The organism is Glutamicibacter sp. NPDC127525 (assembly GCF_042672105.1).
GTDB lineage: Bacteria > Actinomycetota > Actinomycetes > Actinomycetales > Micrococcaceae > Glutamicibacter.
In genome coordinates this window covers 407,972-422,372 of sequence record NZ_JBHXVN010000004.1, presented here as the reverse complement: position 1 = coordinate 422,372, position 14,401 = coordinate 407,972, and the positions used below count along the sequence as shown (strand labels likewise).

Annotated in this window: 16 protein-coding genes, 4 tRNA genes and 1 rRNA gene; 15 read left to right on the top strand and 6 right to left on the bottom strand. The window is 60.6% G+C overall.

The genetic code is table 11. The annotated features are described in order from the left end of the window. Nucleotides 1-248 precede the first annotated feature (248 nt). A 5S ribosomal RNA gene (gene rrf / locus ACFVHU_RS12360) occupies nt 249-365 on the top strand. A 197-nt stretch (nt 366-562) separates the two neighbouring features. Here rrf and ACFVHU_RS12355 read toward each other — a convergent pair. After that, entirely contained in the window at nt 563-1,057 is a 495-nt protein-coding gene (locus tag ACFVHU_RS12355; RefSeq protein WP_181148869.1) for a hypothetical protein, read from the bottom strand. A 266-nt stretch (nt 1,058-1,323) separates the two neighbouring features. Between ACFVHU_RS12355 and ACFVHU_RS12350 the strand changes: the two genes are divergently transcribed. The 7 genes from ACFVHU_RS12350 to ACFVHU_RS12320 all read left to right on the top strand — a co-directional run bounded on the left by ACFVHU_RS12350 (nt 1,324) and on the right by ACFVHU_RS12320 (nt 5,739). Beyond that, complete coding sequence (locus ACFVHU_RS12350) at nt 1,324-1,881, top strand: dihydrofolate reductase family protein (protein WP_105657871.1); 558 nt, start codon at nt 1,324-1,326, stop codon at nt 1,879-1,881. A gap of 210 nt (nt 1,882-2,091) precedes the next feature. Next, on the top strand, nt 2,092-2,961 hold the full coding sequence (locus ACFVHU_RS12345; protein ID WP_105662674.1) for a glycerophosphodiester phosphodiesterase family protein: 870 nt from the start codon (nt 2,092-2,094) through the stop codon (nt 2,959-2,961). Nucleotides 2,962-2,966: 5 nt separating this feature from the next. After that, nucleotides 2,967-3,653 (top strand): hypothetical protein, encoded by a 687-nt coding sequence (locus ACFVHU_RS12340; RefSeq protein ID WP_388024643.1) that lies wholly within the window; start codon nt 2,967-2,969, stop codon nt 3,651-3,653. Further along, nucleotides 3,634-4,365, top strand: a complete 732-nt coding sequence (locus ACFVHU_RS12335; protein WP_286172336.1) for an AzlC family ABC transporter permease — start codon at nt 3,634-3,636, stop codon at nt 4,363-4,365. Before ACFVHU_RS12340 ends, ACFVHU_RS12335 begins: the two co-directional genes overlap by 20 nt. Beyond that, nucleotides 4,362-4,679: an AzlD domain-containing protein gene (locus ACFVHU_RS12330; RefSeq protein ID WP_133834983.1), complete on the top strand. Its 318-nt coding sequence runs from the start codon at nt 4,362-4,364 to the stop codon at nt 4,677-4,679. Before ACFVHU_RS12335 ends, ACFVHU_RS12330 begins: the two co-directional genes overlap by 4 nt. 53 nt (nt 4,680-4,732) lie before the next feature. After that, the gene (locus tag ACFVHU_RS12325) at nt 4,733-5,053 is read left to right on the top strand and encodes a thiamine-binding protein (protein WP_105657875.1); all 321 of its coding nucleotides are present in this window, start codon (nt 4,733-4,735) and stop codon (nt 5,051-5,053) included. Further along, nucleotides 5,050-5,739: an O-methyltransferase gene (locus ACFVHU_RS12320; RefSeq protein WP_133834982.1), complete on the top strand. Its 690-nt coding sequence runs from the start codon at nt 5,050-5,052 to the stop codon at nt 5,737-5,739. The genes ACFVHU_RS12325 and ACFVHU_RS12320 overlap by 4 nt, the downstream gene beginning before the upstream one ends. Here ACFVHU_RS12320 and ACFVHU_RS12315 read toward each other — a convergent pair. Continuing rightward, nucleotides 5,736-6,116 carry a hypothetical protein gene (locus ACFVHU_RS12315; RefSeq protein ID WP_105657877.1) on the bottom strand — a complete coding sequence of 127 codons (381 nt, stop codon included), beginning with the start codon at nt 6,114-6,116 and terminating at the stop codon, nt 5,736-5,738. The two genes, ACFVHU_RS12320 and ACFVHU_RS12315, sit on opposite strands and share 4 nt — an antisense overlap. A gap of 152 nt (nt 6,117-6,268) precedes the next feature. Between ACFVHU_RS12315 and ACFVHU_RS12310 the strand changes: the two genes are divergently transcribed. Both ACFVHU_RS12310 and ACFVHU_RS12305 read left to right on the top strand, forming a co-directional pair. Then, a complete protein-coding gene (locus tag ACFVHU_RS12310; RefSeq protein WP_286172335.1) occupies nt 6,269-6,775 on the top strand; it encodes a GNAT family N-acetyltransferase in 507 nt (168 codons plus the stop codon). Further along, complete coding sequence (locus ACFVHU_RS12305; RefSeq protein ID WP_286134238.1) at nt 6,768-7,595, top strand: spermidine synthase; 828 nt, start codon at nt 6,768-6,770, stop codon at nt 7,593-7,595. Before ACFVHU_RS12310 ends, ACFVHU_RS12305 begins: the two co-directional genes overlap by 8 nt. Here ACFVHU_RS12305 and ACFVHU_RS12300 read toward each other — a convergent pair. After that, nucleotides 7,542-8,102 (bottom strand): DUF2087 domain-containing protein, encoded by a 561-nt coding sequence (locus ACFVHU_RS12300; protein ID WP_166650871.1) that lies wholly within the window; start codon nt 8,100-8,102, stop codon nt 7,542-7,544. The genes ACFVHU_RS12305 and ACFVHU_RS12300 overlap by 54 nt on opposite strands. A gap of 92 nt (nt 8,103-8,194) precedes the next feature. Further along, on the bottom strand, nt 8,195-9,646 hold the full coding sequence (locus ACFVHU_RS12295; protein WP_208294304.1) for an NCS2 family permease: 1,452 nt from the start codon (nt 9,644-9,646) through the stop codon (nt 8,195-8,197). Nucleotides 9,647-9,815: 169 nt separating this feature from the next. On the opposite strand from ACFVHU_RS12295, the gene ACFVHU_RS12290 reads away from it, so the two are divergent. Then, a complete protein-coding gene (locus ACFVHU_RS12290; RefSeq protein ID WP_133834979.1) occupies nt 9,816-10,793 on the top strand; it encodes a universal stress protein in 978 nt (325 codons plus the stop codon). A gap of 78 nt (nt 10,794-10,871) precedes the next feature. Here ACFVHU_RS12290 and ACFVHU_RS12285 read toward each other — a convergent pair whose 3' ends face one another. Then, nucleotides 10,872-12,632 (bottom strand): C40 family peptidase, encoded by a 1,761-nt coding sequence (locus tag ACFVHU_RS12285; protein ID WP_133834978.1) that lies wholly within the window; start codon nt 12,630-12,632, stop codon nt 10,872-10,874. 778 nt (nt 12,633-13,410) lie between these two features. Continuing rightward, nucleotides 13,411-13,770, bottom strand: a complete 360-nt coding sequence (locus tag ACFVHU_RS12280) for a metallopeptidase family protein (protein WP_388024640.1) — start codon at nt 13,768-13,770, stop codon at nt 13,411-13,413. Between the two features lie 150 nt (nt 13,771-13,920). On the opposite strand from ACFVHU_RS12280, the gene ACFVHU_RS12275 reads away from it, so the two are divergent. The 4 genes from ACFVHU_RS12275 (at nt 13,921) to ACFVHU_RS12260 (ending at nt 14,379) form a co-directional block, all read left to right on the top strand. After that, nucleotides 13,921-13,993: transfer RNA gene (locus ACFVHU_RS12275), tRNA-Glu, on the top strand. 55 nt (nt 13,994-14,048) lie between these two features. Further along, nucleotides 14,049-14,122 (top strand) — tRNA-Asp (locus ACFVHU_RS12270). Between the two features lie 49 nt (nt 14,123-14,171). Then, nucleotides 14,172-14,244: transfer RNA gene (locus ACFVHU_RS12265), tRNA-Phe, on the top strand. A 61-nt stretch (nt 14,245-14,305) separates the two neighbouring features. Further along, nucleotides 14,306-14,379: transfer RNA gene (locus ACFVHU_RS12260), tRNA-Asp, on the top strand. Nucleotides 14,380-14,401 lie beyond the last annotated feature (22 nt).

Here is a 14,401-nt window from a genome sequence, read left to right as displayed (position 1 = left end):
TAGACCACTGGGTTGATAGGCAGGATGTGGAAGCAAGGACTAAAGACTTGTGTAGCTGACCTGTACTAATAGGCCGATGACTTTCAACACACAATGAAACAATATTTGAACTGATGATTTCAATGCTGTTCGCGTTCACTATGCGGTTACGAGACAACAACCTCTAACCAGCAAATACGGATACAAGACTTTGTAGCACCGGAAAACACTGACCAGGAAACGTTTTGGTTTGTGTGCTTCGTGATTGTTACGGCGGTCATAGCGTGGGGGAAACGCCCGGTCCCATACCGAACCCGGAAGCTAAGGCCCACTGCGCCGATGGTACTGCACTCGTGAGGGTGTGGGAGAGTAGGTCACCGCCGGACTTAACTTGAGTAGATGGTTTGAGGCCCTGGTACCGTTTGGTGCCGGGGCCTCACCTGTTTAACCCGTGCAGGGGCCAGGCATGAAAGCCTGGCCCCTGCACTTGTTTAAGCACTGTTCCTGTTGGCTTGCGGCCTGCCTATTATCGAAGCATCGCAATCGCTTTGAACCGCTTCAAGCAGTCCAAGGAGTGAGAAGACTAGTGGGCTGCTTCTTCGGCTTCAATTATTGACGCGAGTGCCAGGTCTTCGATGGTGAGCATCACGGTGCTATCCGACCGGTCAAATAGCTGCAGGGTGATGCTCCGGCCATTACAGCGCCACATGCCCACCGACTGATCTTCGTCGTCCCAAGGGCGCTCAGGAGTGCCATACAGTTGGGAAAGCTGCGCCTGCAGGGCTTCGTAGCCATACTGGGCCACCGGGTCCTGGGCGTTCAGCGATCCGTAGAGGTGGGTGCAGACGCTGAGGAATTGCTGACGGTAAGTATCCCAAAAACTCACCATTTTTCCTGGCAGGCCGAGGTCTAGGCTCATCATTTGATGTGGTGAATCGTGGTCTTCGGCATCAACGTTGTTTCCGGAAACGAATCCAAGGGCACCGAACAGGACTTCACGCTCGACTTCGGTCTTTGGCCAGGGGCCTTGGACCAGGCCCTGGACAATGGGCATGAGGTCGCGGGGACCAGGGGACAAACTTGGGGATGAGTCTGGTGGCGGCATACTGCGAGCCTACCTTTGACGCTTAGTCTCCCGGAGGATGAGTGTGAAATTGTGTTTCGCTTACAGGTTCTGCATCCAACGCAGATGCTGGGCGGACATCGCCGATGCGAACGGGCCTGTCTCTGCTTTCGCACCGGTTGCCTGATGATGCATCGTCGCTGCTTGACGTGGCTGGCCGGCAAACCTACAGTCAAGGCACCGGGGACCTGGTGGTGAGGCTATAGCTACAGGAGCTTGCGATGGGACAATTGACATTCAGCATCAACGTCACGCTGGATGGCTGTGTAGATCATCGCGAAGGCATCGCCGACGACGAATTGCACGACTACTTCACACGACTGATGAATGCGCACGGAGCGATGCTCTGGGGGCGTGCCACCTACGAGCTGATGGAAGATTACTGGCCGGCCGTCGCTCGTGGAGATATCGCAGCGCCACCAGCGCTGCTTCGCTGGGCGCTGCAGCTGGAGGAGAAGCCCAAGTACGTTGTCTCAAGCACCCGCACCGCGTACTCGTGGAAGAATTCGCACTTGCTAAGCGGCGACCTACGCGCCTCGGTGCAGAAGCTGAAGGACCAGTACCCCAATGGAGTGCTGCTCGGTAGCGGCAAATTGGCAACGGTTCTGGACCGGATGGAACTTATCGACGAATACCACTTCCTAGTCCATCCAGTCATCGCCGGGCATGGACCAACCCTGCATGAGGCAGGATTGCAGGATTCCCGTCACCTCCAGTTGATATCAGCGCAGCCGCTGGCCAGCGGGGCAATCGCAGCCAGCTATCGGCGTGCAGGCTGATTCCCATGACGATGGCGATTTTGCCTTGGAATTCCGGGGCAGAATCAGGAAAGCGGACACCTTTTCTTGCCGGGTAACTTCGTGTTTTGCACGATGGCAGCAAGTGCTTGCATCCGCAGGCCGAAGCCACGAAAGCAGTCGAAGAAATAAGCGTCTTGGCAGAGGGCAATCTGCGTTGCCAAGGAGCGATGATCGCGTAGCGTAGGAATTATGGATACGCTTTTTTTCGCCCATCGCGGCAGCTCCCATAAATATTCGGAGAACACTCGTGCTGCCTATCTGCAGGCCATCGACGAAGGCGCCGATGGAATCGAATGCGACGTCCATCTGAGCAAAGACGGAATCGTCGTCTGCCACCACGATCCAACAGTCGACCGCACCTCTGATTCAGCCGGTCTGGTTGCCGGATTTACCTTGGCCCAGATGAAAGCCATGGACTTCACTGGAGTCGTTCCGAGCCTGGTCCCGGCCGAGTACGGGGCGGAGAATGAACAGCTCCTGAGCCTCGGCGAACTTTTCGAGCTCATTGAAGCACGCGGCAAGCCAATTGGCCTGGCTATCGAAATCAAGCATCCAAGCCCCTATGGCCACCTGCTCGAAAAGGGTGTGCTGCAGGTCTTGGCAGCCCATGGCTTCGACCCGCAGACGGGCACGGCCGGCTCGCAAGGGCAGATCGCGGTGACCCTGATGAGCTTTGAGCCGAATTCCCTGCGCTATCTGGCACGCACCGTCAGCACTTCACTATTGTGCCAGCTGATGACCGAGGTCAACCCGGACTATGTCCGGCAGCTCATTGATTCCGGCGACCTGGGGCGAGCAGGTGTCTACGATGTTCTTTACCGCTCCGTGCCTGAAGGAATCGAACTGATCAACGCAGGGGGAGCTGGCATCATTGGATCCGGGGTCGCCTGGACCCGAGCCAATGAGCATCTTGTGCGCCGATGGCTGGAACAAGGGCTGAAGGCGCGCATCTGGACGGTTGACCGTCCCGCGGATGCGCAATTCCTGGTGGACCTGGGTGTCGGGGAATTGACGAGCAACCGCCCGGCAGAACTGCGCAAAGAATTGGAGCTGAGCTAGGCCACATGAACACCGGAGAAATCGCACAGGTCAACCTGTACCTGCAGGACACGTACATTTTTGCTGCGGAGGCCCGAGTCATTGCAACGGGAAGCGGCGAAGACGGGCAGTGGATTGCCCTGAGCCCCAATATCTTCCATCCCCGTGGTGGAGGCCAGCCCGAAGACTCAGGCACCGTGGACGGGCTGCCTGTCTCAGTCCAGTGCGACGCGAATGCACTGGTGGTCTTGTACGGCGCCGGCGCCCGGCAGGTGGGTGATCAGGTCCTAGCTGAGATCGATGGCGAGCTGCGCCTTTCCCATGCCGCATTGCACACCGCAGGGCACGTCCTGGGCTTCGCTGGCGAAGACCGCGGCTGGCAGCACCAGGGCCACTCGCACTTCCCTGGGCAGTCGCGCCTCGACTTCGATCCGGCCAGCCTCGACCTGCCATTGGGCGATGAGAACGAACGGGCCGCCGCCAAGGCCTGGCTCCAAGGACGCGTCGATGAACTCATCGCTGGCGGCGGAGAAATCACAACGGCCACCGATGCTCAGGGCATCCGTACCGTGAGCATCGCCGGGGTGAATGCCGAACCTTGCGGTGGCACCCACGTGAAGCACCTGAACCAGCTGCAGCACGTCGAGATCGGCGACGCAAAGGTCAAGCGCGGTGTCTACAAGGTCAGGTACGATGCACGCCACGTCCGCTAGCTGGTTCACTCCGGCGACCAGGATGGGCCTTTCCATCGCGATCGCCACCGGGCTCTACGGCATTTCCTTCGGGGCCCTGTCCATTGCTGCAGGACTGGATCTGTGGCAAACCGTTGCCTTGAGCGCCTTGATGTTCACCGGCGGATCGCAGTTCGCCTTTATCGGCGTGTTCTCAGGCGGAGGTGCTGCCTCGGCAGCGTTCTCCGCCGCTTCGCTGCTGGGAATCCGCAATGCCGTGTACGGGATGCAGATCAAGCAGGCATTGCGGCCTTTGGGACGGCATGTGCCCTGGATGGCCCAGGTGACTATCGATGAATCCACCGCAGTCAGCTTGGGGCAATCGGACCTGGCCGAGAAGCGCCGTGGTTTCTTCACCGCCGGGGTGGGCGTCTACGTCCTGTGGAATCTGTTCACCCTCGTCGGAGCCTTGCTCGGAGAACGCATGGGGGACCCCGCGGCTTGGGGGCTCGATGGCGCCGCGGTCGCCGCCTTCATCGGTTTGCTCTGGCCGCGCTTGAAGTCAGTTGAACCGGTCATGATCGCGATTGCGGCCGCAATCCTCACCGCGCTGGCTGTGCCGGTCACCGCGCCGGGCTTGCCGATTCTGGTAACCGCGGCCTGCGCTGCGATCTACGCGGTGGCCACCGGCCGCCGGACCCCGGCTGCGACCGAGCACGGCGATCTGGAAAGCATTGAGGAGGACCAGCCTTGAGCGAATTGAGCTGGTGGATTCTGGGAGCCTGCCTGACGGCCTACGCAATCAAGCTATGCGGCTACTTTGTGCCACGCAAGGTTCTGGACTCGCCGACCATGTCCCATGTCGCGGCCACGCTGACCGTTGCGTTGCTCGCCTCGTTGGTGACGGTCAACGCCTTCACCTCCGGGCAGGAACTGGTGATTGACGCCCGTATCGGTGCGCTCGCGGCGGCGATTATCGCACTGGCTTTCAAGGCACCCTATCTTGTCGTCGTTGTCGTCGGTGCTCTGGCGGCCATCGTCTTGAGGGCGAGCGGACTAGCTGCCTAGATATTGCCTGCAAGGCGGATGACAAGCACAAGGCGTAGTGGGACAGTGGAAGCATGATTGTAGCTTTCTCCGTAGCCCCAAGTAACGACAACCCCAACGGTTCGGTCCACGATGCAGTGGCCGAAGCGGTGAAAATCGTCCGCGATTCTGGCCTCCCCAATCGCACCAGCTCCATGTTCACCGAGATCGAAGGTGAATGGGACGAAGTCATGGAGGTAGTCAAGCAAGCCACCATGGCCGTTGGCCGATTCGGTTCGCGCGTATCGCTGGTGTTGAAAGCCGATATCCGCCCCGGTTACGAAGGTGAGCTCGATGGCAAAATCCAACGCCTGGAGAAGGCTATTGAGGATAGTGAGGAGAACATGCCGTCATGATCCACCATTCTGCAGAGCACCATGCCGCAGCCGTCGATGAATATTTGGAACAGGCGCTGGGGCTGCGCGTTGATGCCTTGGAGGCAGGCCGGGAGCATTCCCATAGTGCCGGGCTTCCACGGATTGAAGTCAGTCCTGCCCAGGGAAAGTTCCTCCAGCTGCTCACCGAGATCACAGGTGCCCGCAGGGTCCTCGAGATCGGAACCCTCGGGGGCTACTCCACCAGCTGGCTCGCCCGGGGCGTCGGTGCAGCCGGTACCGTCATCAGCTGCGAATTTGAACCCCTGCATGCCTCGATTGCGCGTGAGAACTTGCAGCGGGCAGGGCTTTCAGAACGTGTTGAAATCCGGTTGGGGGCCGCTCAGGGTTCCATGGATTCGCTGATTTCCAAACGCGTTGCACCATTTGACCTGATCTTCATAGATGCCGATAAGCGCAACAACGTGCCCTACCTGGAACGCGCACTGGAGCTGGCGCATTCAGGCACCGTGCTGGTGCTCGACAACGTGGTGCGCAGCGGCGCGGTCTTGGATGACCCATCCCGGCATGGGACGCAAGAAGCCGATGTTCGCGGAATCCAGGACTCTTTGCGGTGGTTGCGCGATGACCCGCGCGTATCAGCCACGGCGCTGCAGACTATAGGCGTCAAGGGGTGGGACGGGTTCGCGCTAGCGCGAGTCCTCTAGCGCGTTGGATAGCGCTCGGGGCGCTCGAATTCGAGTTCCCCGGCTTCATCGTGCTTGAACGGCGGCGACTTCAGGATCAAGAAGTACACGCCCAATCCGCAGAGAATACCCATCGGCGGGCCGACCCACAGGGCATAACCGGTATTGCGCACCAGCCCCGCAACTACCGGGCCAACCAGCATGGGAACGATGTAGTAGTAGTGGTCCGGTTCGGCCGGGCCCCAGAAGCGTTCGAACCTGGCCAGAATGCTGAAGCCGGCGGCTAGGAGAACGCAACCGAGCAAAATCACCCAGAAGGTCGAGGAAAGGCTGATGGTCAGGGTCAGGGAACCGACAAGGCCACCAGTCAAGGCAGCGTATTTTGTATTCCGGTTCAAGTCCGACCCCCCTTTGAGCCAAAAAGTTTACGACTACGTGAATATTTTTTCAAGCATTTGGACAGTCCGCAATACTACTTTAGTAGGAGGGGGCCTTGGTGCGTTGGAAGAAAATAGCGAAGTCACTGCCGTAGGCTAGAGAAGTGCCGCAAATGAACGACTACCGAATCCGACTGGCTACTGAACAAGACGTCCGCCCAGCGCTGCAAATGAAATTGCAAGCCTGGCGAGAAGCGTACGCCACACTTCGCGATGAGTCCTTTTTCGCCCACCATGAAGGCCAACTTGATGGCCAGACAGCCTGGTGGGAACGCGGGCTGGCATCCGGAGCGCAATTCTTCATCGCGGAAGACCGCGATGGCCGCATCATCGGGCTAGCCGGTGGAACTCCGGTCATCGAAGAAGACCAGGATGCCGGAGTGGACGTCGAATTGGGCATGCTCTATGTCCTGGAAGAGTACTACGGTACCGGACTGGGCCAGCACCTCTTCGATGTTGTCCTTGGACAGCACGACGCCCTGGTCTGGGTCCTGCAAGGCAACGAGAGGGCCCTGGCCTTCTTCGCGAAGCAGGGATTCACGCCTGATGGAACCAGTGAAGCCCTGACTGGCAGCTGGGATGGCTTAATCGAACAACGAATGGTGCGCGCGCGTGGCTAGGGATGCCAAGGAATCAATGCTCGGAGAGTATCCGATCGACACCGGAACGGCGATCATTGAAGCTGATCCCTACGGCGCCAGCCGCTATATCCTGAAGGTCAACGGCGTGCCCTCCTCCCATGTGGACCTGGAGGACCCGGCCTACCTCGATTTCGAGTACATGCGCTGGATGGAACCGGTCTTCGCCATCGGTTTCCCGGCCGGGCAATACGACGGGCGCGCCCGCAAGCTGCGCGTGCTCCACCTTGGCGGAGGTGGCTGCTCCATGGCCCGCTGGGTCGCGGCCAGCTATGAAAACGCCCGGCAGGTCGTGGTGGAACTGGATGCCAAGCTGGCCGAGCTGGTGCGCGTCCACTTCGAGGTTCCGCGCGCTCCGCTGGTACGCCTGCGCGTGGGAGACGCAGCCCAGGTGCTGCCCACCTTGAGCGATGCGAGCCGCGATGTGATCATCCGCGATGTCTTCGCCGGGAGCACCACCCCGCGCGTGCTGACCACGGCGGACTACGCCCGCGAAGCCCAGCGCGTGCTGGATGCCGGGGGCGTCTACATCATGAATTGCGGCGATACCGCGGACCTGTCCGGCGCCAAGGCGGAAGCCGCGACGCTGCTGGAGGTCTTCGAGCATGTGGCCATGATCGCCGACCCGCCGATGCTCAAGGGCCGGCGCTACGGGAACATCGTGTTCCTGGCCAGCGACGAACCGCTCAAGCTCGGCCCTGCATTCGAACGCAGCCTGCGCACTGCGCCGTTGCCGGCGCAGCTGGTTTCAGGGGCGGCAGTGCAGCGCTTCGCCACCGGGGCCGTGCCGATTACCGGCTAGCTCCCCGGGGCCCATCCGGTATCCGCTCCCGTCTGCTGCGCGCTGCAGCAGGCCGTGGTCAACCATGTAGCGGCGCAGCAGCGCGACGTCCGGGTGGAATACCCGCAGCCGTTCATTGAGCTGCTCTTCGCGCAGTTCGTCCCCGGCTCCTATCACCGCATTGCGCAGGTAGACCAGCACTTCATGGCGGTCCGCTGGTTTCGCCGGGAGGCTATGCAGCCGGTGCCCGTCGAAGAAGCGGCGGATCCCGACGCGGTCGGCCTTCGCGGCCGAGGCCGAAGCCAAGGTCTTCTCCAGCAGTTCGTCGTTCAGCGCCCAGCCGGACCCCTCTTGGCGCAGAAGCCCGATGCTGGCCCAGCGCTCCAAGTCCTTGCGTTCGGACTTATTGGCCTGCTCGGGTACCCCGTGCCCGCTCAATACGGCCCCGAGAAGCCGGCGCATCGAGGGGTTCTTCAAGCCTGCGGCCACCTGGATCCACTGCCCAGCGGTGTTCTGCTGATCGCTCATAGTGCCCATCCTAGCCAGTTCCCGCCGGGCCGGAGGCAAAAAACGCCCCGCCATCGCCGGAGCAATGACGGGGCGCCTGGAGGGCTTCGGGGCTATTTGACCCCGGCCCACATCTCAATCAGTCCGATGCCGAAGAACAGCACGAAAGCCGCGGAAACAACCCACATCAGCGGGTGGATTTCCTTGGCGCGGCCCTGCGTGGCGCGGATGAAGACGTAGGAGATGAAGCCGGCACCGATGCCATTGGCGATCGAGTAGGTGAACGGCATCAGGGTGAAGGTCAGGAAGGCCGGCAGCGCGATGCCCCAGTCGTTCCAATCGATCTTGGAGACCTGGGTGATCATCATGAAACCGACCACGACCAGTGCCGGCGCCACGGCTTCGAAAGGCACCAGGTAGATCAGCGGGCTCAGGAACATCGCGACGATCATCAGCAGGCCGGTGACTACCGAGGCCAGGCCGGTACGGGCGCCCTCGCCGATGCCGGCGCCGGACTCCACGAAGATCTGCGCCGAGGAGCTGGAGGTGCCGCCGCCGACGATCGCGCCGGCCGCATCCACCAGCAGGACCTTGTCCACGTTGGGGATCTGCCCGTTCTCGTCCATGGAACCAGCTTCCGAAGCCAAGCCCACCATGGTGCCCATGGCATCGAAGAAGATCGAGAGCAGGATGACGAAGGCCAGCAGCGAAGCGGCGGTGGCGCCGATCTTGCTGAAGGCGCCGAATACGCTGACCTGGCCGATCAGCGACAGGTCCGGAAGGGTCCACTCGGGCAGCGACGGAACCACCAGCGACCAGGTATTGGTCTCCATCGCGCCGATGTGGAAGACGGCTTCGAGGATGTTGGCAAGGATCGCCGAAACGACGATGCCGATCAGGATCGCGCCCTTGGCCTTGCGCACCACCAGGGCCATGGTCAGCAGCAGGCCGACAACGAAGACCAGGATCGGCCAGCCCATCAGCTCTCCGTCGAAGCCCAGGCCCACCGGAACGGTGGTGTTCGCGGCATCCGGGAGGCGCTGGACGAAGCCGGCGTTGACCAGGCCGATCAGTGCGATGAACATGCCGATGCCCACCACGATGGCGGTTTTCAATCCGGCTGGAACCGCATTGAACACCGCGGTCCGGAACCCTGTGAGCACCAGGCCGAACATGACCACACCCGCAATGAGCACCAGGCCCATGACATCAGCCCAGGTCAGTTCCGGGTTGGTTGCCACGGTGATAGCGACGAAGGCGTTGACGCCCAAGCCGGTAGCCATGGCGAATGGGTGGCGGGCCCAGATGCCCATCAGGATGGTCAGGATGCCGGCGACAAATGCGGTCACCGCGGCAACGCGCTGGATGCCCAACTCGCCGCCCGAGGAATCGGCACCGGAAAGAACCAGCGGGTTGAGGACGACGATGTAGCTCATCGCGAAGAAGGTGGCGATGCCGCCGCGAACTTCGGTGGAGAACGTTGAACGCCGTTCCGAAATCTTGAAGTATCGGTCGATGCGCGCGGCCATAGCATTCCCGGACGCGGTTTGTGTGGAGGAGGACATGGAAAAATTCTATGACGTTTCGGGCGCTGATTCATATCGATCCGAGTGTCCAGTAGGCTGTACGCGAAAACTTTAGACCCAACTCACACCTAGAACTGCGGAAGCAAGTACATTGGTGGTAAGGGAAATCACATCCCGTTATATTTGAGGTAGTTGAGGAGCGAGTCTGATGAGTGACGAAGCACCAGTCGCAGCAGAGAAGATTGAAGGAATTGTCGTTGGCGTGGACGGATCCCAGCAGAGCAGATGCGCTTTGCGCTGGGCCGAACGCGAAGCGGTACGCCGCGGCAGCGTGTTGAATATCGTGTCCGCCTACACCATCCCGGTGTTCGCCGCGTCCTCCATGGACGCAGGCTACTCGACCCTGGATGACGACCTGATCCGCGGGGGAGCCGAGGACATTGTGCGCCAGGCGCGCGCAGAGCTTGAAGGCAGCACGGCGGCCATCCGCACCTATATCGAATCCGGCGACCCGTCCGGCGTGCTGCTGGACCTGAGCCAGGACGCCGAATTGGTAGTGGTCGGGACCCGTGGCCGCGGTGGCTTCGTTGGCCGCCTGCTCGGCTCGGTGTCCTCGGCACTGCCCGCGCACTCCAAGTGCCCGACCGTCGTGGTTCCGCTGGCCATGGCCAAGGAGCAGGAAGAGGCCGGTGCCGTCGCGGCGTCGAACCGCAACTGCATCGTGGTCGGCGTTGACGGTTCAGACCGCGCGCGTTCAGCGGTGCTGGCAGCCGCGGACGCGGCCATCGCCAGCGACCTGACGCTGCGCCTGATCTGCGCGGTGCCGCCGGTGGGGGCGGCGCTGGCATGGATGCCGGCGACCGTTGACCAGGAAGCCGTGCTGGAAGATGTGCGCTACCAGATGAGTGTGGGCTCCAAATGGCTGAAGTCGCACTATCCGGCGCTGAAGATGGAAACCGATGTGGTCTCCGGGCCTCCCGTCGAGGTGCTGATCCGCGAATCCGAGCATGCGGTACTGACCGTCACCGGCTCGCGTGGCCGCGGCGGCTTTACCGGGATGCTGCTTGGCTCAACCTCGCAGGGCGTCTTGCACCACTCCAAGGGCCCGGTGATGGTCGTGCCGGACTCGGATGACCCTCGCCTGGAGAACCGCAAGGACTTCGATACGCGGGCGCAGGAGCAGTGACCGCACGCCTGTAGCCAGAATGCACGAAGGCCGCACACCCACCAGGGTGTGCGGCCTTCGTGCTCGAGGGGGTGGCGCTTAGTAGCGGGCTGCCTTCGGGTAGAGGTTGTTGACGTAGCTCAGTGGAGTCACCGAGATGCCGGCGTTCGGGTTGCGAGCGTGGACGACCTGGCCGTTGCCGATGTAGATGGCTACGTGGTAGAACGAGGAACCGCCGTTGGAAGACGAGAACACCAAGTCGCCTGGGCGCAGGTTGCTCAGCGACACGTACTGCGGGGCGCTAGCGAACTGCTGGGACGAAGTACGTGGCAGGCTGATGCCGGATTTGCCGAAAGCTCGCTGCGAGAAGCTCGAGCAGTCGAAAGCATCGGGACCGTTGGCACCGTAGACGTAGTACTTGCTGGGATCATCCGCGGTCTTCAAGGCCCAGGAAAACGCTGCTGAGTAGTTGCTGCCGGACTGCGGCGCGACTTCAGGCTTCGGCTCCGGCTTAGGTTCCGGCTTTGGCTCAGGCTTAGGCGCTGGCTTCGGGGTGACCTTCGGCTTGGGCTCCGGCTTTGGCTCAGGCTTGGGTGCCGGCTTCGGGGTAGCCTTCGGCTTCGGCTCGGCCTTTTTGGTGGGTTCCGGCTTCGGTTCGGCCTTCTTGGTTGGCTTTGGCTCCGGCTTTGGCTCGGCCTTCTTGGTTGGCTCTGGCTTCGGCTCGGCCTTTTTGGTTGGCTCTGGCTTCGGCTCGGCCTTTTTGGTTGGCTCTGGCTTCGGCTCGGCCTTTTTGGTCGGTTCCGGCTTCGGCTCGGCCTTTTTAGTTGGTTCCGGCTTTGGCTCGGCCTTTTTAGTTGGCTCCGGCTTCGGCGCTACGGGAGGCTCGACAGCTTCCGGTTCCTCTTCAACCTTCTCAGGCTCCGACTCGACCGTTTCCTCTTCAGGTTCGGCCTGCTCCAGCTCACGTGGCTTTTCAACCGAGAGCGGCTGAACGGAGTCTTGCTTCGTTTCGGGAACCTTGGCGGTTTCCTCTTCGGCGATGGCGTCCGCGAGAGCTTTTTCCTGCTCCTGCGTTTCGCGCTCTTCAACCGCCTGGCGAACCTCGGCCTCTTCCTTCTGCTTCAAGGTAGCGAGGTGGCCGATCAAGTCATCGCGCAGCTGCTTCTCAGGTGCGATAGCTGCTTCGTAGGTGGACAGGGTGCTGTTCGCGGTCGCTGCGGCTGCGTCATAGTTGGCTGCAGCTTCTTCGGCGGCGTTCTGTGCCGCATCAGCATATTCCTGCCAAGCCGAAACGAGGCCTTCGGCCTCGGTGGCGGTGTTGACGGACTGGACCTTCTGTTCGCTCAACGCGTCGATGGTAGCGGCCTTGTAGAACAGGTCGCCTTCCTGGTTGTCATCAAGGAGCAGGCTCAGGGTCGAGGTGCCTGCACCATTGCGGTAGATATCCGAAGCGATAGCACCCAGATCGTTGCGGCTCTGCTCCAGGTAAGTCTTTGCGTACTCGAGCTGTTCTACAGCCTTCTCGGCCGCAGCGGTGCGCAGATCGCGCTCTTCGCCGGCGGTGAGCAGGGATTCCTGAGCCTGAGCGGCCTCAGTTTCAACGCGCTTCAGTTCGGCGCGGCTGGAAGCCAGGGAAGCTTCGATGCGCGCGATCATCGCGTTCGTCGAAGCCTTATCCTTCTTTGCGTCCTGGACCTCTGCGTCCGAAGGTAGCGCGGAAGCGCTAGGTGCGGCAGCGATGGCCACAGACTGAGGAAGCAGAGCTGAAGTAGATGCGGAAGCGGGCAAAGCGCCTGCAATGCAGGACACCGCTAGGGCTAGGGTGCTTGCAGCAACACCGAGCGTGTGGCGAGTAGCCATATCGTTCCTCACTAAGTACTTGGATGACGCGGAGTGCGTGAGTCGTGACCTTCACCGATGAGTAGGTCACGATTCGGATAAGACTCCAAATAGCACATTAGGCCAATTAAGACACGCTTGGCAACACTGTTCACATCAGTCACATGAATCCCATTCGTGTAATTCGCCTGGGTATTCGGCGGTGATCTGCGAAGATAGTGGCATTTGGGATCTGTGTGGCTGATCAAGAGTGGCTGGGAAATTACTCAGACATATATCTCGCCTCGTTACCAAGGTATCGATTGTCGTGAAGCTTGGGTAACGTGCCGGAGGGGAATGTGCGGCTGCAAAAAAGGTTTGCCTTTAAAAGTGAAGGTACTCCGGGAGGGCGCAAAGCTCTGCTTCGCTGGGTCTGCCTCGGAGGCGCCGGCTCCAATGGCGAAATCCTCTTGAAGGGGTGCGGTGCCGTGCTCCCAATCGGGATCACCTCGCTGCCCTTGGTGGCGGAGGGGCCCAGAGCTGCTGGGTGGACAAGGGCAAGGGACATGCCAGGTTCCTCCGGCTGGCTGCACCTGATCACGCCCGGATAAAGCAGCCGCTAGCGGGGCAACGGGAAACCGACCGGCGCGCCAGTCGTTGCGAAACGGCTTTTGGGCGGCTTGCCCGCCGGTCGACTGGACCCGGATGGCGATTCCAAGCGCCACGCCTGTGCTTTGGGTCTCTTTCGACCTCGACGCGACCACTGTATTTGAGTATTTTTGTGAGGCAGATCTCAAAAGAAGATTCTGCGGATTTGGGGCTATGACCACCCTAAATCGTGCAATTTTGCGTCGTCGATTCCGAAGTGATGGGCCACTTCGTGCATCACTGTAATCCCAATTTCCCGCACTACATCTTCACGTGTTTCGCAGGCTCGAAGCGTCGGATTCTTGAAGATCGTTATGCGGTCGGGAAGTGCGCCCGTGCCCCAGTCCAGGTCCCGTTCCGTGAGTGCAATACCCTCGTATAACCCCAGAATTTCAGGGTTTTTGGGTTCTCCTGGAAGCGGCTCATACTCGTCTTCGATGAAGAAGATGACGTTGTCCATCATGGCGAATGCAGCCTCCGGAATGGCGTCGATGGCCTGCTCGACCAGGGTCTGGAATTCGTCGTCATCCATCTCAAAAAGCATGCTTCCAGACTAGGCCCGCGCACCCGATTTGGCATGGGTGAAACTCGTCCAGGTGCCGATTTTGCAAAAGCAAAAAACACTGCGTATAGTTATTGGAGTCCGCTACGGAGAAGCAAGAAACCGAAGCGAACAACTTAGGCCCCCATCGTCTAGCGGCCTAGGACACTGCCCTTTCACGGCAGCGGCACGGGTTCGAATCCCGTTGGGGGTACAAACAACCATTATGTGGTTGTCAGATGGAGAAATCCATTGGCTTGCGAAAGCAAGGCCCTGTAGCGCAGTTGGTTAGCGCGCCGCCCTGTCACGGCGGAGGTCGCGGGTTCAAGTCCCGTCAGGGTCGCTCAATTTACTATTTCAATAGTAGATTTGGTGTCCACTTAGTGGTACCAGGCTCTGTAGCTCAGTTGGTAGAGCGTTCGACTGAAAATCGAAAGGTCACCGGATCGACGCCGGTCGGAGCCACGCAGGCCCTCGGTTTATCCCGGGGGTTTTACTGTGTGACTTGAATTTATTCAAAGCACTAGGCCCTGTAGCGCAGTTGGTTAGCGCGCCGCCCTGTCACGGCGGAGGTCGCGGGTTCAAGTCCCGTCAGGGTCGCACACTAAACAGAAGCTCCGGA